At 70.6% G+C, this 20,955-nt stretch carries 21 protein-coding genes; 9 read left to right on the top strand and 12 right to left on the bottom strand.

The features are described 5' to 3' along the window. Window positions 1-10: 10 nt before the first annotated feature. Window positions 11-1,015 carry an inorganic phosphate transporter gene (locus FV234_RS19995; RefSeq protein ID WP_147750684.1) on the bottom strand — a complete coding sequence of 335 codons (1,005 nt, stop codon included), beginning with the start codon at window positions 1,013-1,015 and terminating at the stop codon, window positions 11-13. Window positions 1,016-1,020: 5 nt separating this feature from the next. Beyond that, window positions 1,021-1,677 (bottom strand): DUF47 domain-containing protein, encoded by a 657-nt coding sequence (locus FV234_RS19990; protein WP_147750649.1) that lies wholly within the window; start codon window positions 1,675-1,677, stop codon window positions 1,021-1,023. Between the two features lie 367 nt (window positions 1,678-2,044). Here FV234_RS19990 and FV234_RS19985 point away from each other — a divergent pair, with 367 nt between their 5' ends. The 5 genes from FV234_RS19985 (at window position 2,045) to FV234_RS19965 (ending at window position 6,872) form a co-directional block, all read left to right on the top strand. Beyond that, entirely contained in the window at window positions 2,045-2,845 is an 801-nt protein-coding gene (locus tag FV234_RS19985) for a MetQ/NlpA family ABC transporter substrate-binding protein (protein WP_238272572.1), read from the top strand. Between the two features lie 86 nt (window positions 2,846-2,931). Continuing rightward, window positions 2,932-3,732 carry a MetQ/NlpA family ABC transporter substrate-binding protein gene (locus FV234_RS19980; protein WP_147831233.1) on the top strand — a complete coding sequence of 267 codons (801 nt, stop codon included), beginning with the start codon at window positions 2,932-2,934 and terminating at the stop codon, window positions 3,730-3,732. Then, entirely contained in the window at window positions 3,720-4,868 is a 1,149-nt protein-coding gene (locus FV234_RS19975; RefSeq protein ID WP_246686243.1) for an ATP-binding cassette domain-containing protein, read from the top strand. Before FV234_RS19980 ends, FV234_RS19975 begins: the two co-directional genes overlap by 13 nt. After that, window positions 4,849-5,502, top strand: a complete 654-nt coding sequence (locus tag FV234_RS19970; RefSeq protein WP_147750651.1) for a methionine ABC transporter permease — start codon at window positions 4,849-4,851, stop codon at window positions 5,500-5,502. The genes FV234_RS19975 and FV234_RS19970 overlap by 20 nt, the downstream gene beginning before the upstream one ends. Continuing rightward, window positions 5,499-6,872, top strand: a complete 1,374-nt coding sequence (locus tag FV234_RS19965) for an LLM class flavin-dependent oxidoreductase (protein WP_147831229.1) — start codon at window positions 5,499-5,501, stop codon at window positions 6,870-6,872. The genes FV234_RS19970 and FV234_RS19965 overlap by 4 nt, the downstream gene beginning before the upstream one ends. A 16-nt stretch (window positions 6,873-6,888) precedes the next feature. Here FV234_RS19965 and FV234_RS19960 read toward each other — a convergent pair whose 3' ends face one another. After that, entirely contained in the window at window positions 6,889-7,620 is a 732-nt protein-coding gene (locus FV234_RS19960) for a DUF3750 domain-containing protein (RefSeq protein WP_147831227.1), read from the bottom strand. Window positions 7,621-7,754: 134 nt separating this feature from the next. Between FV234_RS19960 and FV234_RS19955 the strand changes: the two genes are divergently transcribed. Next, window positions 7,755-8,198, top strand: a complete 444-nt coding sequence (locus FV234_RS19955; protein WP_147831225.1) for a DMT family transporter — start codon at window positions 7,755-7,757, stop codon at window positions 8,196-8,198. 21 nt (window positions 8,199-8,219) lie between these two features. Here FV234_RS19955 and FV234_RS19950 read toward each other — a convergent pair whose 3' ends face one another. The 6 genes from FV234_RS19950 to FV234_RS19925 all read right to left on the bottom strand — a co-directional run bounded on the left by FV234_RS19950 (window position 8,220) and on the right by FV234_RS19925 (window position 12,937). Then, complete coding sequence (locus FV234_RS19950) at window positions 8,220-8,729, bottom strand: MarR family winged helix-turn-helix transcriptional regulator (protein WP_147831223.1); 510 nt, start codon at window positions 8,727-8,729, stop codon at window positions 8,220-8,222. A gap of 275 nt (window positions 8,730-9,004) precedes the next feature. Beyond that, a complete protein-coding gene (locus tag FV234_RS19945) occupies window positions 9,005-9,388 on the bottom strand; it encodes a CsbD family protein (RefSeq protein ID WP_147831221.1) in 384 nt (127 codons plus the stop codon). A gap of 100 nt (window positions 9,389-9,488) precedes the next feature. After that, window positions 9,489-9,692 carry a CsbD family protein gene (locus FV234_RS19940; protein WP_147831219.1) on the bottom strand — a complete coding sequence of 68 codons (204 nt, stop codon included), beginning with the start codon at window positions 9,690-9,692 and terminating at the stop codon, window positions 9,489-9,491. Between the two features lie 97 nt (window positions 9,693-9,789). Next, entirely contained in the window at window positions 9,790-10,698 is a 909-nt protein-coding gene (locus tag FV234_RS19935; protein WP_147831217.1) for a PhnA-like protein, read from the bottom strand. A gap of 38 nt (window positions 10,699-10,736) precedes the next feature. Next, window positions 10,737-11,081, bottom strand: coding sequence for a CsbD family protein (locus FV234_RS19930; protein WP_147765095.1), 345 nt, complete (start codon window positions 11,079-11,081; stop codon window positions 10,737-10,739). A 398-nt stretch (window positions 11,082-11,479) separates the two neighbouring features. Further along, window positions 11,480-12,937, bottom strand: a complete 1,458-nt coding sequence (locus tag FV234_RS19925; protein WP_147831215.1) for a PAS domain S-box protein — start codon at window positions 12,935-12,937, stop codon at window positions 11,480-11,482. Between the two features lie 735 nt (window positions 12,938-13,672). On the opposite strand from FV234_RS19925, the gene FV234_RS19920 reads away from it, so the two are divergent. The 3 genes from FV234_RS19920 (at window position 13,673) to FV234_RS19910 (ending at window position 16,752) form a co-directional block, all read left to right on the top strand. Beyond that, window positions 13,673-14,482: a pentapeptide repeat-containing protein gene (locus FV234_RS19920; RefSeq protein ID WP_246686242.1), complete on the top strand. Its 810-nt coding sequence runs from the start codon at window positions 13,673-13,675 to the stop codon at window positions 14,480-14,482. A 38-nt stretch (window positions 14,483-14,520) separates the two neighbouring features. After that, the gene (locus FV234_RS19915) at window positions 14,521-15,978 is read left to right on the top strand and encodes a M48 family metalloprotease (RefSeq protein WP_246686244.1); all 1,458 of its coding nucleotides are present in this window, start codon (window positions 14,521-14,523) and stop codon (window positions 15,976-15,978) included. Window positions 15,979-16,071: 93 nt separating this feature from the next. Next, window positions 16,072-16,752, top strand: a complete 681-nt coding sequence (locus FV234_RS19910) for a glutathione S-transferase N-terminal domain-containing protein (protein WP_147831209.1) — start codon at window positions 16,072-16,074, stop codon at window positions 16,750-16,752. Window positions 16,753-16,949: 197 nt separating this feature from the next. On the opposite strand, the gene FV234_RS19905 is transcribed toward FV234_RS19910, so the two are convergent. The 3 genes from FV234_RS19905 to FV234_RS19895 all read right to left on the bottom strand — a co-directional run. Further along, window positions 16,950-18,716: an ABC transporter ATP-binding protein gene (locus tag FV234_RS19905; protein ID WP_147831243.1), complete on the bottom strand. Its 1,767-nt coding sequence runs from the start codon at window positions 18,714-18,716 to the stop codon at window positions 16,950-16,952. 312 nt (window positions 18,717-19,028) lie between these two features. After that, window positions 19,029-20,228, bottom strand: coding sequence for an MFS transporter (locus FV234_RS19900; RefSeq protein WP_238272598.1), 1,200 nt, complete (start codon window positions 20,226-20,228; stop codon window positions 19,029-19,031). A 146-nt stretch (window positions 20,229-20,374) separates the two neighbouring features. Continuing rightward, the coding region (locus FV234_RS19895; protein ID WP_147831207.1) for a PRC-barrel domain-containing protein at window positions 20,375-20,955 on the bottom strand (581 nt) is incomplete at its 5' end.

Genomic DNA, 20,955 nt, shown 5'->3' with positions numbered 1-20,955 from the left:
GCTTCTCAGCTCAAAAAAGCCGGGTCAGCGCGTAGCAGGCCGCCGAGATGCCGGCCGCAGCTGGCAGGGTGACGACCCAAGCCACGACGATGTTGCCGGCAAGTCCCCAGCGCACCGCCGAGGTCCGCCGCGCGGCGCCGACCCCGATGATCGCACCCGTGATCGTGTGCGTCGTCGAGACCGGCACGCCGAGCCACGTCGCCAGGAACAGCGTGATGGCCCCTCCGGTCTCGGCGCAGAAGCCCTGCGTCGGGTTCAGCCGGGTGATCCGCGATCCCATCGTGTGCACGATGCGCCAGCCGCCCGACAGCGTGCCCAGCGCCATCGCGGATTGACATGCGAGCACCACCCAGAGCGGCACGTGGAAGTCGCCCGTCAGCCGGCCCTGCGAGTAGAGCAGCACCGCGATGATGCCCATGGTCTTCTGCGCGTCGTTGCCGCCGTGCCCGAGCGAGTAGAGCGAGGCGGAGGCGAACTGCAGCACGCGAAAGGTCTTGTCCACGCCGAACGGCGTCGCCCGCACGCAGCTCCAGGACACGACGAGCACGAGCACGAGCGCCAGGACGAAGCCGATGAGCGGCGACAGCACGATGGCCGCGACCGTCTTGCCCAGGCCCGACCAGACCACGACGCCGAGGCCCGCCTTGCTGACGCCCGCCCCGACGAGGCCGCCGACGAGCGCGTGCGAGCTGCTCGACGGGATGCCGAACACCCAGGTGACGACGTTCCACACGATGGCGCCGACGAGGGCGCTGAGGATCACCTGCGGGTCGACGATCCCGGCGTCGACGATGCCGGTCCCCAGCGTCTCGGCCACGTGCAGGCCGAAGAACAGGAACGCGATGAAGTTGAAGAACGCCGCCCAGAGCACCGCATATTGCGGCCGCAGGACCCGCGTCGAGACGATGGTGGCGATGGAGTTGGCCGCATCGTGCAGCCCGTTGAGGAAGTCGAAGACCAGCGCCACCGCGATCAGGGCGACGAGGTAGGGGAGGGCGAGGGTGGTGACCTCCATGGCGGTCACACGTTCTCGATCACGATGCCGCTGATCTCGTTGGCGACGTCCTCGAAGCGGTCGACCACGTCCTCCAGGTGCCCGTAGATCTCCGCGCCGATCATGTAGGCCATCGCGTCGCCGTCCCCGCCGTCGCGGCGATGCGCCTGATAGAGCGCCTTCAGGCCCTGCTCCTCCAACGCGTCCGAGTGGCCCTCGATCTGGGTGATCGCCTCGGTGAGCTGGTTGATGCGCCCGGCATGGCTTCCCACCGCATTGAGCAGCGGTACGGCTTCGGCCGTGAGGCGGGCCGCCTCGATCACCGTCTCGCCCATGGCGCGCATCAGGGGAGTGAAGTCGCGCAGCTCGTAGAGTTGGACCGCCTTCACGGTCTTGTTCATCTGGTCGATCGCGTCGTCCATCGACTGGATCAGGTCCTTGATGTCGCCGCGGTCGAACGGGGTGATGAAGCTGCGGCGCACCGCCAGCAGGACCTCGGCGGCGATGGCGTCCGCCTCCTGCTCCCGGTCGACGATCACCTGACAGTAACGCGGAACCTCCGCACCGCCCTGCAGTACGCCCTGGAGGGCTTCCGCGCCGGCGACCAAGGTTTGGGAATGCCGCGCGAAGAGATCGAAGAAGCGGTCTTCCCGCGGCATCAGGGCGCGAAACCAGCCAAGCATCGAACGACCCCTCGGGTGACCGTGACGCTCGGCCGAACTGCCGTTGGCTGCGTGCGTGGCAGCAAAACCCGAGACCAAGCTGAGGCGTTCCAAGGCGCGTCGGAAAGTCGGCTAACTTCTGGGTCGGCCCTCCCATCGTCGCGGGCACGCCGGAGGCGATCGCGGCCGGCGCGACGATGCCGCCTCGGCGTGAATCCCGTCGCGACAACAGGCCAGGAGAACATCGCTATCCTCGCGCCGCGAAACACGGTGACGATCCCCTTCGAACGGGCCGAAATTCGGCAATCGCTGCTCTTGATGCGGAACCTTGGTTTCGAGATACCAAGACCAGTCTTCGTCACCGAAATTCAATCGAAAAGCGTGCGCCGTGCCTGCATCGACCCGTCGCGTCTTCCTGTCCGGCGCCCTCGCCCTGAGCATCGGGCCGGCCCGCGCCGCCTCGGCGCCCCTGCGGGTCGTGGCCTCCTCGCTGCCGCATGCGGAGATCCTCGAGTTCGTCGTCGACAAGCTCGCCCCCGACCTGCCGCTGAAGGTCATCGAGATTTCGGGCGATCTGCGCCCGAACGCCCTGCTGCGTGACGGCGACGCCGACGCCAACTTCTTCCAGCACGTCCCCTTCCTACGCTCTGAGGAAGCCGCCATGGGGATGCGCTTCGCCGTCGTCGCGGCGGTGCATGTCGAGCCCCTGGGCTTGTACAGCCGCCGTGCCAAGGCGCTCGCGGACCTGCCGGCCGGCGGCGTCGTCTCCCTGTCGAACAACGTCTCCAACACCAGCCGCGGGCTGTCGCTGCTTCAGGCCAACGGCCTGATCCGCCTGCGGGCGAAGGCGGCGGACGTGAACGCCACCGTGGACGACCTCGTCGAGAACCCGAAGAACTTCCGCTTCGTCGAGATCGCCCCGCCGCAACTGCCGCGCTCCCTCGACGACGTGGCGCTCGCGGTCATCAACGGCAACTACGCGCTCGAAGCGGGGCTCGAGCCTGCGCGGGATGCGCTGGCGCTCGAACGCGCCGAGGGCAACCCGTATGCGAACGTCCTCGTCACCACCGAGGGCCTGGCGAAGGATCCCCGGGTGCTGCGCCTCGGAACCCTGCTGACCTCGGCCGAGGTCGCGGATTTCATCGGCAAACGCTACCGCGGCTCGGTCGTCCCCGTCCGCCCGTCCTGACCGGCGCGGACGCGGCCATCACCCGCCCTTCGACAGCCCCATCCTGCCCTGTCCTCGCCGAAACGGGCGAGCGGAGTCCACGACCGATGCGCTTCCTGAAGACCCTCGCCATCGCCCTCCTGTCTGTCGGCGCGATGGCCGCCCAGGCCGAGACCCTGAAGATCGGCACGGTGCCGGGCGCCTACAGCGACGCCGTCACCGCCGCCGCCAATGAGGCGAAGGCGCAGGGCATCGACGTGAAGGTGATCGAGTTCAGCGACTGGACGACGCCCAACGTCGCCCTCGATGCCGGCGACATCGACCTGAACTTCTTCCAGCATCGCCCCTTCCTAGAGAACGCGTCGAAGCAGAAGGGCTACCGGTTCGACATCGTCGGGCTCGGCATCCTGCAGAACATCGGTCTGTTCTCGCTCAAGCATAAGAGCCTCGACCAGGTCCCGGCGGGGGGCAAGGTCGCCATCGCCAACGATCCGGTGAACCAGGGCCGAGGCCTGCTGCTGCTGCAGAAGGCCGGCCTCATCAAGCTCAAGGACGACGTCGGCTTCCTCGGCACCGTCGACGACGTCGTCGAGAACCCGAAGAAGCTGAAATTCACCGAAGTCGAGGGGCCGCAGCTGGTGCGGATCACCGGCGACGTCGACCTCGCCCAGGGCTACCCGCATTTCATCGTCGCCGCCGGCGCCTTCGATCCGACGAGCGGGCTGATCTATTCCGGCATCGAGGACAAGCTGTTTGCCGTAAGCTTCGTCACCAAGGCCGCCCGCAAGGACGACCCGACGATCCGGAAATTCGTCCAGATCTTCCAGAACTCCGAGGCCGTGAAGCAGCAGATCAAGACATCCTTCGCCGACAGCGACAAGCTGTACCTGCTCGCGTGGCAGAACTGACGATGGTGAGCTTGGCCTTGGACAGCCTCGGGGCGACGGATTCGGCGAGGCCGAACCGGCTCGCGGCGGACGTGATCCCCGCCGCCTGGGACGAGGCAGCCCGGCGCGGCGCCGGCACGGTGCGGTTCGAGAACGTCTCGAAGACCTATCGCTCCGCGGGCGGCGAGGTCCGCGCGCTGGACGACGTCAGCCTCGACGTTCCGTCCGGGGCGATCTTCGGCATCATCGGCCGCTCGGGCGCCGGCAAGTCGACCCTGCTCCGAACCGTCAACCGGCTGGAGGAGCCGACCTCGGGCCGGGTGCTGGTCGACGGCGAGCCCATCGAGGCCTTGAGAACGGCGGGCCTCGTGGCCCTGCGCCGCCGCATCGGCATGATCTTCCAGCACTTCAACCTGCTGTCCGCCAAGACCGTCCGGCAGAACGTGGCCCTGCCGCTCAAGGTGGCCGGGATCAGGCCGGCGGAGATCGCGCGCCGGGTGGACGAGGTGCTGCGCCTCGTCGGCTTGGAGGGCAAGGCCGACACCTACCCGTCGCGCCTCTCGGGCGGGCAGAAGCAGCGGGTCGGCGTCGCCCGCGCCCTGGTCAGCGACCCCGAAATCCTGCTCTGCGACGAGGCGACCTCGGCGCTGGACCCGGAGACCACCCTGTCGATCCTCGGCCTGCTGAGGGACATCAACCGGCGGCTCGGCCTGACCATCATCCTCATCACGCACGAGATGAGCGTGATCCGCGAGGTCTGCACCGACGTCCTGGTGCTGGAAGCCGGGCGGGTCGCCGAATCCGGGCCGGTCTGGCGGGTGTTCGGCGCGCCCGAGCACCCGGCGACGCGGGCGCTGCTCGCGCCGCTTACCCGCGACGTGCCCGACGAGCTGGCGCAGCGGCTCCTGCCGCATCCCGTGCCGGGCGCGCAGGCCGTGCTGCGGATCACCTATTCCGGACGGTCCGCGCCCGACCTGTCGGCCCTCGTCGCGGCGACGGGCGGCACGGTCCGGCTCCTGCAGGCGGGCGTCGAGCGCATCCAGGGGCACGCCGTCGGCCGCATGCTCATCGCCGCCGAGGGCACGGAGGCGGAGGCCCGACTGAGGGCCATCGGGGAAACCGTGGAGGGGATCGGCTATGTCGCCGCAGATGATTGACCGCCTCTGGCAGGCGGCGTTCGACACGATCTTCATGGTGGGCGTGTCGGCAGGGATCGCGGTGCTGGCGGGCATCCCGCTCGCGCTGTTCCTCGTCACCTCCGGGCCTAACGGCATCTTTCCGGCCCCGCGGGCGAACCGCCTCGTGGGCGTTGTCGTCAACGGCTTCCGCGCCGTGCCCTTCATCGTGCTGCTGGTCGCGCTGATCCCGTTCACCCGGCTCGTCGTCGGGACCACGATCGGCGTCTGGGCCGCCATCGTTCCGCTGGCGGTGAGCGCGACGCCGTTCTTCGCGCGGATCGCCGAGGTCTCGCTGCGAGAGGTCGATCCGGGACTGGTCGAGGCGGCCCAATCCATCGGCTGCCGACGCCGCCACATCCTGCTCCACGTGCTGCTGCCCGAGGCCCTGCCGGGGATCGTCGGCGGCTTCACCATCACCATCGTCTCGATGATCGGCGCCTCGGCCGTGGCCGGCGCGGTCGGCGCGGGCGGGCTCGGCGACGTGGCGATCCGCTACGGCTACCAGCGCTTCGACACGACCGTGATGTCGGTGGTGATCGCGATCCTGATCGTCCTCGTCTGCCTCGTGCAGTTCACGGGCGACAGCGTGGTGCGGAGGCTTCGGGCGCGATGACAGGCGCCGCCAAGCAGATCCGGCTCAACGCGTTCAACATGAACTGCGTCGGCCACATCAACCACGGCCTGTGGACCCATCCGCGCGACCGCTCGGCCGAGTACAACACCCTGCGCTACTGGACGGACCAGGCGAAGCTTCTGGAGCGCGGCCTGTTCGACGGGATGTTCATCGCCGACATCCTCGGCGTCTACGACATCTACGGCGGCGGCATCGGCGTGACGGCGCGGGAGGCCGTGCAGCTGCCGGTGAACGACCCGACGCTGATCGTTCCGGCCATGGCGGCGGTGACGGAGCACCTGGGCTTCGGCATCACGCTCAACGTCTTCGCCGAGGCGCCCTACACCTTCGCCCGGCGCCTCTCGACGCTGGACCACCTCACCGGCGGGCGGGTCGGCTGGAACGTCGTCACCGGCTACCTCGAGAGCGCCCACCGCGGCCGCGGCGAGGCGCTTCCGGCCCACGACCGGCGCTACGATTACGCCGACGAGTACCTTGAGGTGCTCTACAAGCTCTGGGAGGGAAGCTGGGACGACGCGGCGGTGCGCCGGGACCGCGAGGCCCGCGTGTTCAGCGATCCGGCGCTGATCCGGCCGGTCTCCCATCGCGGCGAGTTCCTGTCGGTCGACGGCTACCACCTGTGCGAGCCCTCGCCGCAGCGGACGCCCGTCCTCTACCAGGCCGGCGCCTCCGGCCGCGGCCGCGCCTTCGCGGGACGGCACGCCGAGTGCGTCTTCATCTCGGCGCGGGACAAGGACTCGGCCCGGGAGGCCGTCCGCGCGATCCGCGCCGAGGCCGCCGCCGCGGGCCGCGACCCGCAGGACGTGAAGGTGTTCATCGGCATCGCCGCCATCCCCGGCCGCACCCGTGCCGAAGCGGAGGACAAGCGCGCCGAGTACATGCGCTACGCCAGCGCCGAGGCCGGGCTCGCGCACTTCTCCGCCTCCACCGGCATCGATTTTTCCCGCTACGGCCTCGACGAGCCGATTTCCTACGCCCCCGGCAACGCCATCCAGTCGGCCACCGCGGCCGCGGCCAAGCGCGGGCTGACCAAGCGCGACCTACTCTCGGAAATGGGCCTCGGCGGCCGCTACGCGGTGTTGACCGGCGACGCCGTGGCCATCGCCGACGAGCTGCAATCCTGGGTCGAGGAGGGCGAGGTGGACGGGTTCAACCTCAGCCGCATCGTCGTGCCGGAAAGCTTCTCCGACTTCATCGACGTCGTGATCCCGGAGCTTCAGGACCGCGGCCTGTACAAGACCGGCTACGCGCCGGGCTCGTTTCGGAACAAGCTGTTCGGCCAGGGCGACCGCCTGCCCGCCCGCCACGCAGCGCAGGCCTACCGCAGCGCCGCCGCCGTCACGGGCTGACGGCCGGCGCGACGGGTCAGATGCCGACGCGGCCGAGGCCCGGCAGCTTGAGGCCGGGGCGGCGGATGTCGAGGCCCGCGACGGCGCCGAGGAGGTTGACCTCGAAGCCCTCGACCCAGCCGAGCGTCAGCCCGAGATAGCCGCCGAGGTTGATCCGGAACCCGGTTCCCGACGGCGTGAGGCCGACCCAGCGGCCGTCGTAGGGGAAGTCCTTGCCGATCGCCGTCGCCGGCAGGCTGGCGCGCATCTCCGGTACGGCGCTCATCACCGCGGCCACGAAGGTGTTCGAGTTCGGCCCGGGCCAGAGGTGGTAGTCGCCGAGCTTGGCATAGCGGTAGGTGGCGATGGTCTCGCGGATGCGCGGCAGCATCTGCTCCGCATCGGCCCCGTCGGCGGCGAAGACCAGCTCCGGCACGCTGCCGAACCAGCGCCCGTCCGGCACGAAGCGGTCGACCCAGATCGGCATGCCCCAGGCGGTGTAGTCGAACCGCCGGTAGGCGCGGTCGCCCGCGCCCTTCACGACGATCCAGCTGTGGCTCGCGATGATGCCGCGCCAGCTCACCGTCCGCGCCGAGAACACCCGCACCACGGCCGCCGGGTTCTGCGCCGCCGGCGGCAGGAGGCCGGCGCTCGACCGGTCGGCGGTGCGCCAGTCGGCGACGTCGTTGCGCAGGTAGTAGAGGGCCGCCGACACCGCGATCGGGGCGAGGAATACGAACACGAAGACGAGGAGGGCGATGCGGAGCACGCGGGTCGGGTCCGGGACAGGGCGGGACGTTCGGATCTAGGGACGGCGCCGGGCGGTTGGCAGAGCGGTGCGGCGTCATCGCGCCTCGGTTGGTCGGCCGGACGGCATCACCCCCACCGGCCTGGAATCCTCGCATGTGGTACCTTTACGGCGTCGTCCTGCTCGCCGGGATCGCCAACGCCATCCAGCCCGGACAGAACGCGGCCTTGGCCAAGGGCTTCTCGCAGCCGATCGCCGCCGGCCTCGTCGTCGGGATCACCACGGCCACCACCGTGCTCGTCGTCGGCCTCGTCACCGGCCGTCTGTCCTGGCCGTCCTCCGGGGGGATGGCGTCGATCCCATGGTGGGGCTGGTTCGGCGGCGTCTTCGGCGGCGGCATCGTGATCACGCAGCTGCTGATCGCCCGCGAGATCGGCGCCGGCGCCTTCCTCGGCCTGCTGGTGACGGCGGGCGTCGTCACCTCGGTGCTGCTGGATCACTTCGGCTGGGTCGGCTTCGCGGTGCATCCGGCGACGCCCTGGCGCATCCTCGGCGGCATCCTGATGGTCGGCGGCGTCGCCCTGGTCGCCCTGTTCTGAGGAATCGCCGGCGCGGTCGGGTCAGCCCGCCTCGTCGGGTCGCGCGCCTCGAGCGAACGCCGCGCGGAACCCCGGCCTGGCCAGGGCGGCGAGGACGTCGCGCAGCGCATCGGTCCGCTCGCGGCCGAAGGCGGCCTCGAAGCGCGTTTGCGCGTCCTGCCAGAGCGGGATCGACTGTTCCAGCTTCGCGGCGCCGAGATCGGTGAGCGCCACGCGGCGGACGCGGCGGTCGGCCGCGTCGGGGACGAGGCGGAGATACCCGTCGCGAGCCAGCGGCTTCAGCGTATGGCCGAGGCCGGACAAGTCCATCACCATGGTCTCGGCGAGCTGTCCCATGGTCGGGGTGCCCAGCGCGCGGACCGTCACGAGCAGGCTGTGCTGCGTCGTGCGCAGGCCGCACGGCGCCAGCACCTCGTCGTAGAGCTGCCCGATGTTGCGCGTCGCCTTACGCAGGGCGGCGTTGCTGCACCGGCTCCGATGGGTGCCGGAGGCGACTTCCACATCGGTGCGGGCTCGCACACCCTTCGCCATCGTTCGCCTCGTGTCGGCCGGCTTGCCGACGATGCCCAGATACCATGACCGAAGATGCAGGCATATGCCTGCGTTTAACTGCGCTCCGACCGGACCGCTGGGTCGGGCCGCGGTAACCGGCTCCGGACGCGGACGCCTCCGGAGCCTGGGATGGCTCAGCGCGGCCGGCGACCGACGCCGCCGCCGAAGCGCCGGCCGACATAGGCGATGAGCTTCGGCACGATGAACGCCGTGAGGAGCTTGCGGATCATGGGGGCTGTCCTGTTCGGTGGGTGTCAGCGCGTGGGACGCAGCAGCCAGCCGGCGGCGAAGGCCACGGCGGCGAAGGCGATGAGGGTGGTGGCGCGGTTCTCGTCGGCGTAGCCGAGGGCCTGCCGGCCGTAGGTCTCGCCACGGCGACGCGCGTCGCGGGCGTAGCGGCTGCCGTCGTCGACGAGCGATTCACCGCGGCGCCGGGCCTCGCGGGCAAGGTGCGTGCCGTCGTCGATCAGGTCCTCGGCCCGGTCTCGGGCGCGACCGTAGGCGTACTGCGCCCCGCCGGCCACTTGGTCGACGGCGCCGCGGACTTGACGGCCGGCGTCGCCGGTGAGGCCGCCGAGGGTGGTCTGGGCGCGGCCCTTGAGGTGGCGCTTGGCGCCACGGAATTCATCGCGGTTCATGGTCGGGCTCCGTCGGTGAGGGGTGAAAAGGGGGGCGGGACGGCGTCGTGGGCCGTCCCGCCACATCGGGTCGGGCGCGTCGCGGGGACGCGCGCGGTGATCAGAACTTGCTCTTCACCTTGTCGGCGAGGTTCTGGGCGCCGTCCTTGGCGTCGCCGACGATCTTCTGGGCTTCGCCCTTCAGCTCCTGCGCCTTGCCTTCGGCCACGAGCTTGTCGTTGCCGGTGACGTTGCCGACGCCCTGCTTGACGTTGCCGACGGCCTCGTTGGCCAGGCCCTTGATCTTGTCGGTGGTGCTGCTCATCGAACGTGCTCCTGTCTTGGGTCGATCGGAAACCGGCCCGATCCGACCGGCGGGATGCCGGCCCCGGCGTACCGGGGCCGAAGGAGCGAGGTGGGGATCAGGCGCGGCGGGTGGTGCCGTAGGCGACAGCCGGGCCGACGGCGCCGAAGCGGCCGCCGAGGAAGCCGGCGAGCGCGCCGAGGATCAGCGCCAGGGCGCCGTAGAACGCGCCCTGGGTGGCGGCGCTGCGGGTGGCCTCGGCGGCGACCTTGGCCTTCTGCTTGGCGTCGGCGACGGCGGCGTCGTACTGCTTCTCGTAGTCCTGGATCTGCGCCTTGGCCTGGTCGGCCGGAATGCCCTGGGCCTTGGCCAGCGCGTCGGCGGCGCGGTTCTCGGCCTGGGCCTTCTGGGCCGGGTCGCCCGAGAGCAGGGCGCGGACGGCGGAGGCGGCGGCGTCGCGGAGCGCCTGCGGGTCCTGGCCGGCCGCCTGCTGGCGGACGGTGTTCTCGATCCCGTCGAGCGGGTTCGAGATCTTGGACAGCGAGGGCGCAGCCGCCTGGGCCGCGGTCTGCACGGTGCCGCCGACGAGCGAGCCGGCGCCGCCCAGCGTGCTGGTCACCGCGCCGAACGCGCCGCCGACGATCCCGCCGACGGCGGAGGTGAGCAGGTAGAGCACGACGAGGGTGCTCACCGCCCACGACACCAGGCCGTGATAGCCGGCGGTGGCGGCGACCGGCTTGCCCGAAAGGCGGCCGGCGAGGAAGCCGCCGACGAGGGCGGCGACGATGCCGGACCCGACGAACCAGAGGCCGGCGCCCATCGACAGGGTCGAGGCGGCGGGGTTGTCGGCGGCGGGACCGCCGACGCTGGACAGGCCGATGCCGACGCCGACCATGTTCAGGATCACCTGGGCGACCAGCGCCAGGACGGCGCCGGCGAAGATCGCGCCCCAGGAGGCCTGGTGCAGGTGGACGGTCGAGACGGCGCTCGCCGAGGGTGCGGTGGGGATGGTGGAGGTTGTGGCCACGATGGACTCCGAAAGACTAGACGCGACGAGGACGGGTGTCAGCGGCGGGAATGGATGAGGAGGGCGAGGCCGTAGCCGACGGCGCCGGCGATCATCAGGGCGACGAAGGGGCTCTCCTCGACCTGGTGGCTCACGGCCCGACGGCCCTGGCGCAGGTAGTGGCCGCCGTTCTCGTAGGCGTCCTCGGCGTAGTCCGCGGCGTCGTCGGCGACGTTCCGGACGGCGTCCTTGGCTTGGCCGTAGAGGTTCTCGGCCGAGCCTTGCGCTTCGCGAAAGCGGCCTTCGACCGAGTCGTTGCGCGACCCGACGAGGTCGCCGACGGCGCCCTGTGCCCTGCCGACGAACTCTTTCGCTGCGCCGGTGACGCGATCCGTATCGACCATGATGTCCGTCCTGTTCTGAGAGGGTGTGGAGACGAGTGCGGCGCGTCGCCCGGGCTACGACATGCGCGTGGACCCGGGCTTCGCGTCGGACTTCGAAAAACGAGGTTCGGTGTGGCCCGCGCGGTTCTGCCCGCGTTCGGGCCGGACCTGCGGTTCTGGGTGCGTTGGTTTCGCTGGGCACGATCCCGTCCGATCGAACGCGCGGCGTGATCCGCAGAGGTTCGAGGGGACGGTTTCGGCCCGCGCTGTTCTTGCTCCGGTGCCGTACTGTCGTTGCGCTTGGTGGGGTGCTCTTCCGGTGCTCTTTGACCGAGCTTGGCCTCAGCTTCGGGTCACCTTGGAGATGGTGGCGTCACCTCCGGAGGCAATGGTACGAAAGTACTGGTATTCTGATTTATTCATTTCTGGATCGTTGCCGGCAGGTTGTGCTCCCGCGCCCATACGATCACCTCGGAGCGCTTGTGCAGGCCGAGCTTGCGGTAGAGCGCGGCGGTGTGGTTGCGGACGGTGTTGCGCGACAGGTTCAGTCGCTTGGCGATGGTGTCGTCGCTCAACCCCGCGCAGACGAGGCCGAGCATCTGCCGCTCGCGCACGGTCAGGCTGAGGGTCGGGTCCTCGGCGGTCTCCGCCCCCGGATGACGCAGGCTCGCGAGCTTCTCGATCAGCCCGCGGCTGAACCAGGACGTGTCGGCCATCACCGCCTCGATCGCCTCGAACAGGTCGCGCTCGGAGCGCTTGCGGTCGGTGATGTCCTGCAGCACCGCCAGGACGAACGCCTCGTCGTTGATGGTGACGCGCTCGGCGGAGACGAGGCAATCGAGGTCGCCGGCGCTTTCCGCGTGCAGGCAGGTCTCGAGCCCGAGCACGAAGCCGGTACGCATCACGGCGCCTTCGAAGCGCAGGCGGGCCGCATCCTTCGTCCAGAGGCCGATCTCGTCGGGCGTGCGGCCCACCACGCGGTCCTGCCCGTAGCCGAAGACGCGGGTGAAGGCCTCGTTCACGCCGGTGATGGCGAAGCCCTCGGCCCGGCACAGCATGGTCGGCACGGGCGTCAGCTGGAACGCCTTGGCGAAGCGCTCCTCGCTCTGGCGGAGTGCCGTCTCGGCCTTCTTGCGCAGCTCCAGGTCGGCGAAACTGAACAGCATGCACGGCTCGTCGCCGAGCTCCATCGGCTGCCCGGCGACGATGACGAAGCGGGTGCCGCCATCCGGCAGCTCGAGGCAGGCCTCCATCTGCGGGATGGTGGCGCCTTCGTTGAGGCGGGAGATCGCGAGGTCGCGGCTGCGCGCCCCGGCCAGCACGTCGACCTCGTAGACGCTGCGGCCGATCACGGCGTCACGGGTGTAGCCGGTCATCTCGAGGAAGCCGACGTTCACCTTGACGTGGCGCAGGTCCGACAGCCGGCAGATCACGGCCGGCGCCGGGTTGGCGTTGAAGGTCTTCTCGAACCGCTCCTCCGCCTCGAATTGCGGGGTTACGTTCTGGAGGATCAGGGCGAGGCAGCTCGGCGTGCCGGAGGCGTCCGTCACCACAATGCTGCGGAGCGAGTGGACGAAGTCCACGTCCGGCTTGTCGGTGCGCTTCACGTCGACGATGACGTCGTGGAAGGTCTCGCCGCGCACCACGCGCTCGATCGGGTATTGCTCCGGCAGACGGTTGTTGCGGTAGCGCAGGGAGAACCGGGCGCGATACGCATCGACCGTCTCGCCGAGCTCGGCGAGGTTTTCGGCGCCGTGCATGGCGAGCGCCGCGTCGTTCGCCCAGACGATGCTCTGGTCGGGCTCGACGAGGATCACCCCTTCGGTCAGGCCGGCGATGATCTGCCGGAGTTCCGATCTGTCGACGCTCGCGGTCACGGGTGGGTGTGGTCCTGTGAAAGGATCGTCCCAGGGTGGACGATCCCGGCGGCAACCGTTGCGCGAGCAACTGGTTCCCACTTCCCGTCGATTTCACTGGTACGATCGTCCCGTCACCGTAGTCTTGATCGCTGGTGCAGCCGGCTCAGGACCGGAACGGCGTTCAAGTTGGGTGGACGCATGCGCTTCCAGGCCCCGCCGCTCGGCCGCATTCCGCAGCGATGAGAGATGTGGCGTCCCCGGCAGGGCTCGAACCTGCGACCCCAGGTTTCATACCACTTCGGCTTTCGCCGCCGCGGGCGGGTGCCCGCGTTCGTGGCCTGGACTATCCCTTCGCCGTAGGCGCCCGAAGGCGCCCTTAGGTGCCGCCCGTCTAGTCTCTACACCTTCCCGTGCATGGCACTGCGCGGGCTTGGCTCGGGATCGGCAGGGTTCCGGCGACCTGAATCGCCGGGACCGGAAGCGTTCCCCGAATTTGAGCGGATCCGCCGCGCGGTTTCCCGATGCGGCGCCCAATTTGCGTTTAGGAAACCTGTGCTCTGTCCAGCTGAGCTACGGAGACGTACCGATCGTTTGTACCATCGTCGCAGCGCGAGTCCACCCGGAACCCAAAGCGGCCGACCTGTTGCCAGCCTGCGCTGGGCGGAGCGGCCCGATCCGGGGCATGCTGTCCTTAGGGATTCGCGGTGTTCCGATTGGGGCGCGGGAGGCGGGGCGATGGGAAGGACGGGGCGGATGCTCGTGGGCGTGGCCTGCGCCACGATCCTCGGCGCCCGCTCCTGCGCCTCGGCGGCACCGCGATCCGGGGCTGGCGAATGCGTAGCGGGGGCGGCGCGGGCCGACACCCTGTCCGCGGTCGAGCCCCGCGGCGAGCTCGTGCTCGCCTCCGGCGCCCGTGCGGTGCTCGGGTCCCTGCGCTGGCCCGACGACCCGGAGGTCGCCAAAGCCGCGGCCGACCGGCTGACGGCTCGGCGCGGCGGCACGCTCACCGTCGTCGCCCGCGGCGAGGCCGACCGCTGGGGACGCGTGCGGATCGACGCGGTGGCGGAGGATGACGGGATCGACCTCGCCGGCGACCTCGTCGGCGCGGGGTTGGGTTTGGTGGACGCCGGCGAGGGCGACGCCCTGTGCCGCCCGGGACTGCTCGCGGTCGAGGAGACCGCGCGGCGCGCCGGGCTCGGGCTCTGGCGCCATCCGCCGATCGAGGCCGGGGACGGTGCGGCCCTGCGGGCGGCGGCGGGCCGGTTCGCGGTGGTCCAGGGCACGATCCGCCACGTCGGCGAACGCCCGAGCCGGAGCTACCTCGACTTCGCGGGGCGGGGCGAGGATGGGCTCACGGTCACAGTGTCGAAACGCACTTGGCGCAGGACGCGCGAACATGGTTTGAGTGCGGATCGGCTCAAGGATGCGCGGGTGCGGGTGCGCGGGGTCGTCGAGATCCGTCGTGGGCCGACCCTCGAGGTCGCGGTGCCGGAGACGATCGAAGTGCTGGAGGCGCCGACGGCGGTCGCCGGCGTGGACGGGGAGCGGGCGCTGCGGCGCTGAACGGCATGATGGACGGCAGGACGCAGGGCAGAACGGAGATGCGGCGGGGCGGAGCGGCGGCGCGCCGGCCGCTGGCGCTCGCGCTGCTGCTCGCGCTCTCGGCCTGCGCCGGCGAGCAGACCGGCTCGGTGCTGGTCCCTGCCGTCGTCGCCGTGCCGCCGGAGGCGCCGCGCACCACCGGCCGGCCGGCCAACGTCACCGATGCCGACCACACCAAGCTCGTCGCCTCCTTCGGCGGGGAATACCGTGCGCCCGCGACCCTGCGCCTGCTCACCGAGGTGACCGACCGCCTCGTCGCGGCGAGCGACCGGCCCGATCAGACCTACGTGGTGACGCTGCTCGATTCGCCCGTGGTCAACGCCTTCGCCCTGCCGAGCGGCCGCCTCTACGTCACCCGCGGCCTGGTGGCGCTGGCGAGCGACACCTCGGAGATCGCGGCGGTGCTCGCCCACGAGATCGCGCACGTGACGCTGAACCACGCGACCGCGCGGACCGAACTCGAGCTGCGCTCGCAGCTCGTCAGCCGCGTGGTCGCCGACGTGCTGAACGATCCCGCCACCGGCGCGCAGCTGCAGAGCCAGTCGCGCTTCGCCCTCGCCCGCTTCTCCCGCGAGCAGGAGCTGGAGGCCGACGCCGCCGGTGTGCGCACGCTGGCGAAGGCCGGCTACGACCCCTACGGCGCCGGCCGCTTCCTCACGGCGCTCAACCGGACGCTGGCGCTGAAGGCCGGCGGCGGCACCGCGGCCGAGCCCGACATGCTCGCGACCCATCCGGGCACCACCGAGCGCATCGGCCTCGTCACCCGCGCCGCGCGGCGCACCGGCGCGCCCGGCATCGGCGTCGACGACCGGGCCGTCTACCTCGCGGCGGTCGACGGTCTCGCCTACGGCGACAACCCCGGCGAGGGCGCGGTGCGCGGGCACCGCTTCGTGCATCCGAGCCTCGGCATCGCCTTCGAGGTTCCGGACGGCTTCTCGATCGAGAACACCCGCAACGCGGTGCTCGGCACCACCAACGAGGGCAGCCGGCGCCTGCTGTTCGACCAGGTCGAGGCCAAGGACGGCCAGGGCCTCGACGCCATCCTCAAGGCGACGTGGAACGACGCGATCGACCCGGCCTCGATCGAGGTGGTGCCGATCACCGGCCACCCGGCGGCGACCGCCCTGTCGCGTGGCAAGGACTGGACCTTCCGGCTCGCCGCGATCCGCGTCGGCGAGACCACCTTCCGCCTGATCATGGCGGCCAAAGGCGCGACCGACCCCGACCCGGCCTTCCGCCGCTGGACCGCGAGCCTCGCTTCGGTCTCCGCCGCCGAGACCGCCTCGCTGAAGCCCCTGCGCCTGCAGGTCGTCGCCGCCGCGTCTTCGAGCGCCGAGGACCTCGCCCGCCGCATGGCGGTGCCCGACAGGGCGCTGGATCGGTTCCTGGTGCTCAACGGCCTCGAGCGCGGGGTGCCGCTGAAACCGGGCCAGAGCTACAAGGTGGTGGTGGAGTAGGCGGGCGCGCGCCGATCGGGGCGTCGAGGCCTTGCAGCCGATACGCCCTTCGCGCGAAGCCCCGGTCGGGGCCACATGCAGGACGCGCACGCCATGATCCGCTTCTACTACAACCTCTCGCCGAACCCGATGAAGGTCGCCCTCTGCCTGGAGGAGACCGGCCTCGCCTACGAACCGATTCCGATCGACACCCGCCGGGGCGAGCAGTTCGCGGAGACCTACGCCGCGATCAACCCGAACGCGAAAGTGCCCGCACTCGTCGACGGCGACGCGACGGTGTTCGATTCGAACGCGATCCTGCTGCATCTGGCCGAGAAGGCCGGGGCTTTCCTGCCACACGGCGAGGCGGCGCGGGGCGAGATGCTGTCGTGGCTGATGTTCGTCGCCACCGGCATCGGGCCGTTCTCGGGCCAGTGCGTGCACTTCCGTCACTTCGCCCCCGAGGCCGAGCGGACGGGCTACGCCGCCGAGCGCTACGTGTTCGAGGCGCGGCGCCATTGGAGCGTGCTCGACGCGCATCTTTCCGGCCGCAGCTTCGTGCTGGCCGAGTACGGCATCGTCGACATGGCGGTGTGGGGCTGGGCGCGGATGCTGCCCTTCATCCTCGGCGAGGACGCGATCCTCGAATTCCCCAACGTGAAACGGCTGCTCGACACGGTAAGCGCCCGCCCCGCTGCGCAGAAGGCGGAAAGCCTCAAGGGCCGCCACGCGTTCAAGGCCGAACTCGACGACGAGGCCCGGCGCTTCATGTTCCGGTCGATGAAGGTGATCTGAGGAAAAACCTTATCCTGACCTCGCCCTCATCCTGAGGTGCCCGCCCCGGCGGGCCTCGAAGGAGGGGGCCAGGGATCGCGGTGAAGTCTGGAAGGCTCCTTCGAGGCCTTCGCTTCGCTGCGGCGCCTCAGGATGAGGTCGCGGGGTGAATGGGCTCGTCTGATCGATGCGCCCCGACAGGCGACGGGGTGACGGGGCTACGCCGCCACCAACGCGCCCATCGACATCGATTCCTTCTTCATCAGCTCGCGATAGAACCCGTCGAGATGGGTGAGCTTGTCCGGCGAGCCGTCCTGGATGATGCGACCGCCCTCGAGAACCACGATCCGGTCGAAGTCCTTCAGGGTCGAGAGCCGGTGGGCGATCGCGATGACGGTGCGGCCCTTCATCAGGTTGGCGAGCGCATGGCGGATCGCCTCCTCCGATTCGGCGTCGAGCGCCGAGGTCGCCTCGTCGAGGAGCAGGATCGGCGAGTCCTTGAGGATGGCGCGGGCGATCGCGATGCGCTGGCGCTGGCCGCCCGAGAGCTTGACGCCGCGGTCGCCGACGATGGTGTCGAAGCCCTCCGGCAGGGCGTTGATGAAGTCGGTGCAGTGGGCGGCGTCGGCCGCCTTCCACACGTCCTCGTCCGAGGCTTCCGGCCGGCCGTAGCGGATGTTCTCGCGAAGCGTGCGGTGGAACATCGACACGTCCTGCGGCACGACCGTGATCGCCTCGCGCAGAGATTCCTGCGTCACCCGGTCGATGTCGTGCCCGTTGATCAGGATCTTGCCGCCCTTGGCCTCGTAGAAGCGCTGGATCAGCGAGAACAGGGTCGACTTGCCGCCGCCCGACTTGCCGACGAGGCCGACGCGCTGGCCGGGCTCGAGCACGAGGTCGAAGTCGGTGAAGACCGAGCGCCCGTCCGGGTAGGCGAAGGCGACGTGCTGGAACTCGATGCGCGCGCCGGACCCTGAGAGCGGCACGGCCTCGGGATGGTCGATCAGGTCGTGCGGCTGCAGCAGGGTGTGCAGCGCCTCCGAGAGGCGGGCGGTGTGCTGGGTCGCGTCGACCAGCGCCACGGCGAGGTCGCGGGTGGCGGCGAGGATGCGGATGCCGAGGGTGCAGACGAGCACCACCTGGCCGTTGGTCGCCTGGCCCGCCTCCCACATGGTGATCGCCCAGTAGAGCAGGCCGAGCACGGCGAGCACGGTGAGGACCGCGTGCACGATCCGGAGCTTCTCGAGGTAGAGCAGCGAGGAGCGACGAGCGCGCATCTCCTTGGCGATGGTGCCCTCGAAGCGCACGCCCTCGCGCTTGAACGCCGAGAAGGCGCGGACCAGCGGCATGTTGCCGACGAGGTCCACCATCTCGCCGTCGACGCTGGCGGCCTTGGAGGCGAAGTCGTGGTGCAGCGGCTTTCCGGCCGCCGCCATCTTGAACATCAGCACCACGACGGCGGCGAAGATGCCGGCCAGCACGAGCGCCATCGTGAGGTTGACGCTACCGATGTAGAGGATCGAGCCGAAGGCCGCGACGCAGGGCGGCATCACGTTGAACACGAACATGTTCTCGACCGTGAAGATCGCGTTCGAGGTCGCGGTGATGCGCGAGGCCAGGGTACCCGGCTGCCGGTCGGCGAAGAAGCTCGGCGAATGCCCGGTCATGTGCCGGAACAGGTCGCGGCGGATGTCGCCGGTGACGCCGACGAAGGTGAAGGACCCGACGAGCGAGGCCACGCGCCAGAGCATGTTGTCGGCGGCGATGAAGGCGATGAGGATCGCGAGCGCCCCCCAGATCAGGTGCGCGTCGGGTCCCTTGCTTAGCGCGTCGACGACGCCCTTCAGCGCGTAGTCGGTCGAGACCGAGAACCCGACGGCGCCGAGCACCGCGACCAAGATCACGGCGTGCGGCAGGGCCCGGCGCCGGAGGTAGCGGCCGACGAAGGCGAAGGGCCGGTCGGCGTATTGGCAGAGGTCTTCCATCGCGATGAGCATCTCGATTTCAGGCGACGCGGAGGGCCGGCGGAACGGGGAGGGGCGAAGGGGCGGACAAGCGTGCGAACGAAGCAATGGAGAAGGGTGCGAACGGAGGGGCGGGCGACACGGTGTACGCGTTGGCGGACGGCACGGCGACGAGACGCGAATAAAAATCAGCGCCGGCGGGGCAACGCAACAGCCTCGTCGACCGTTGCGTGAGCCCCAACCTACGCCGCGCTTTTATCCCGCGAACCTGAACGGCGTTTGACCGGCATGCGAATCCGGTGCCGGACGCCGTTGCGCCCCACGCATCGACCCTCATCGCGCCGCCTCGCGCCGGGTCTCGGGCATGATCAGCGCCACCAGCGCGAAGGCGGCGGCGCCCACCACTGCGAGCCCGAGGAAGGCGGTGTGGCTGCCGAGCCGGTCGGCGAGGATCCCCGCGAGCGAGGTCGAGAGCGCGGCACCGATCCCCATGGCGGTGCCGACGGCGCCCAATGCGAGGTTGAAGCGGCCGGTGCCGCGGGTGAGGTCGGAGACCACGAGCGGCACCATGACCCCGAGAACCGCGGCCGAGACGCCGTCGAACACCTGGATCGCCACCAGCAGGTACGGGTTGTCTGTGTAGGCGAAGAGCAGGCCGCGAATGGGAAGCGCGGCGAAGCCCGCGAGCAGCACCGGGTAGCGGCCGAAGCGCTCGGCCGCGCGGCCGACGGCGGGGGCCAGCACCGCCAGCACCGCCTGCGGGACCATGATGCAGGCGGCCACCAGCGCGGTCGCGGTCTCGCTCGCCCGCAGGGTCAGCACGCTGCCGACGAGCGGCAGCATCGCGGCGTTGGCCAGGAAGAACAGCGTCATGCAGGCGGCGAAGCTGAGAAGCGCGCGGTTGGTGAGCAGCGCCCGCACGCCGCCGGAAGCGGCGTCCGCGGGGCGTGCCTCGGGTTCCTGCGTGCGCACGCCGGCATCGATCTCCTCGGCACGGATGGCGGAGAGCGCCATGATCGTCGGCACCACCAGGGCGGCGGTGAGATAGAACACCGCGTCGTTCGACAGGTAGTACCCGCAGGCGCCCATGCCGGCAGCCGCGACCGCGTTGCCCATCGCCTGGAAGCTGGCGTTGCGCCCGAGGCGCTCGCCGGCGTGGGCATGGCCGACGAGGCCGATGCTGATCGCGGCGATCGCAGGCGTCAGAATGCAGCTCGCCGCGGAATGAACCGCCATCGCCAAAAGGACGATCAGGAAGTTCGGCCACAGGGCTAATGCCAGCGCGCTCGCCGAGATCGCAGCCACCGAGACGCCGGCGGCGAAGCGCTTCGAGCGCATCGCGTCGACGAAGGCGCCGCCGGGCACCTGGCCGAGCAGGCTGACGAGGCTGCCGACGGTGAGCGCGAAGCCTATGTCGGACTGGGTCCACTTCGATTGCGTGAAGTACACCGCCAGAAACGGCCCGAACCCGGTCTGCAGGTTGGCGACGAAGAAGGCGAAGAGGTCGAGGCCGCGCCGGCTCGCCCGCGACAGGCCGTCCGCACCGGAGGCCGCGGGCGCCGGCTCGACGGCCGCCTCGCGCAGCCGGACGGGCCGGGCGCGGATCTCGTGGTCGAGCCTCGGCTGGCGCTGCGCCTCGCGGGGGGGGATGACGCGCCGGTCCTTCGGACGGGCCACCGTCACTTATCGGGCACCTTCTCCGAGGCCGGCTTGTCGGCCGGCTTCGGCGCAGGGGCGGCCGCGGGCGGCGGCGCGGGGGCCGCACTCGGTGCGGGCGTCGGCGTGACGGTAGGCGGAGCCGCGGCCGGCGCGGTCGCCTGCTCGCCCTCGGGGCCGGGGCTCGCCGGGCCGAGGACCACGATCGGCTCGCCGGCCTTGTACTCGGGCGAGACGCGGACCTGGTTGCGGCTCAGCTGCAGCGACAGCCGCCCGACCTTGCCGTCGGAGGTGAAGCGCAGGGCGCGCCAGTCGACGGCGATCTTGCGCGAGCCGACGCCGAGGAAGCCGCCGAAATCGATGATCGCCGCGCGCGGGCGCCCGTCCTTGTCGATGATCAGATCGATGATCCGCCCGAGCTCGTCGCCGTTGGCGCTGCGCACGCTCTTCCCGAGCACGCTCTCGTAATCCTGGGTGTCGAGTACGGTGGCGGGCGTGCCCTGTTGCTGCGCCTGGGGCGGCGCAACCGGGGCGACCGGCGGTGCGGCCGGGGCGACAGGCGGCAGGGCCGGCGTCGCGGGGGGCGCCTCGCCGGCCCTGCCGC

Origin of the sequence: Methylobacterium sp. WL8 (assembly GCF_008040045.1) — a bacterium.
In the GTDB taxonomy this organism is placed as follows: domain Bacteria; phylum Pseudomonadota; class Alphaproteobacteria; order Rhizobiales; family Beijerinckiaceae; genus Methylobacterium; species Methylobacterium cerastii.
This window is presented reverse-complemented; position numbering and strand designations above follow the sequence as displayed.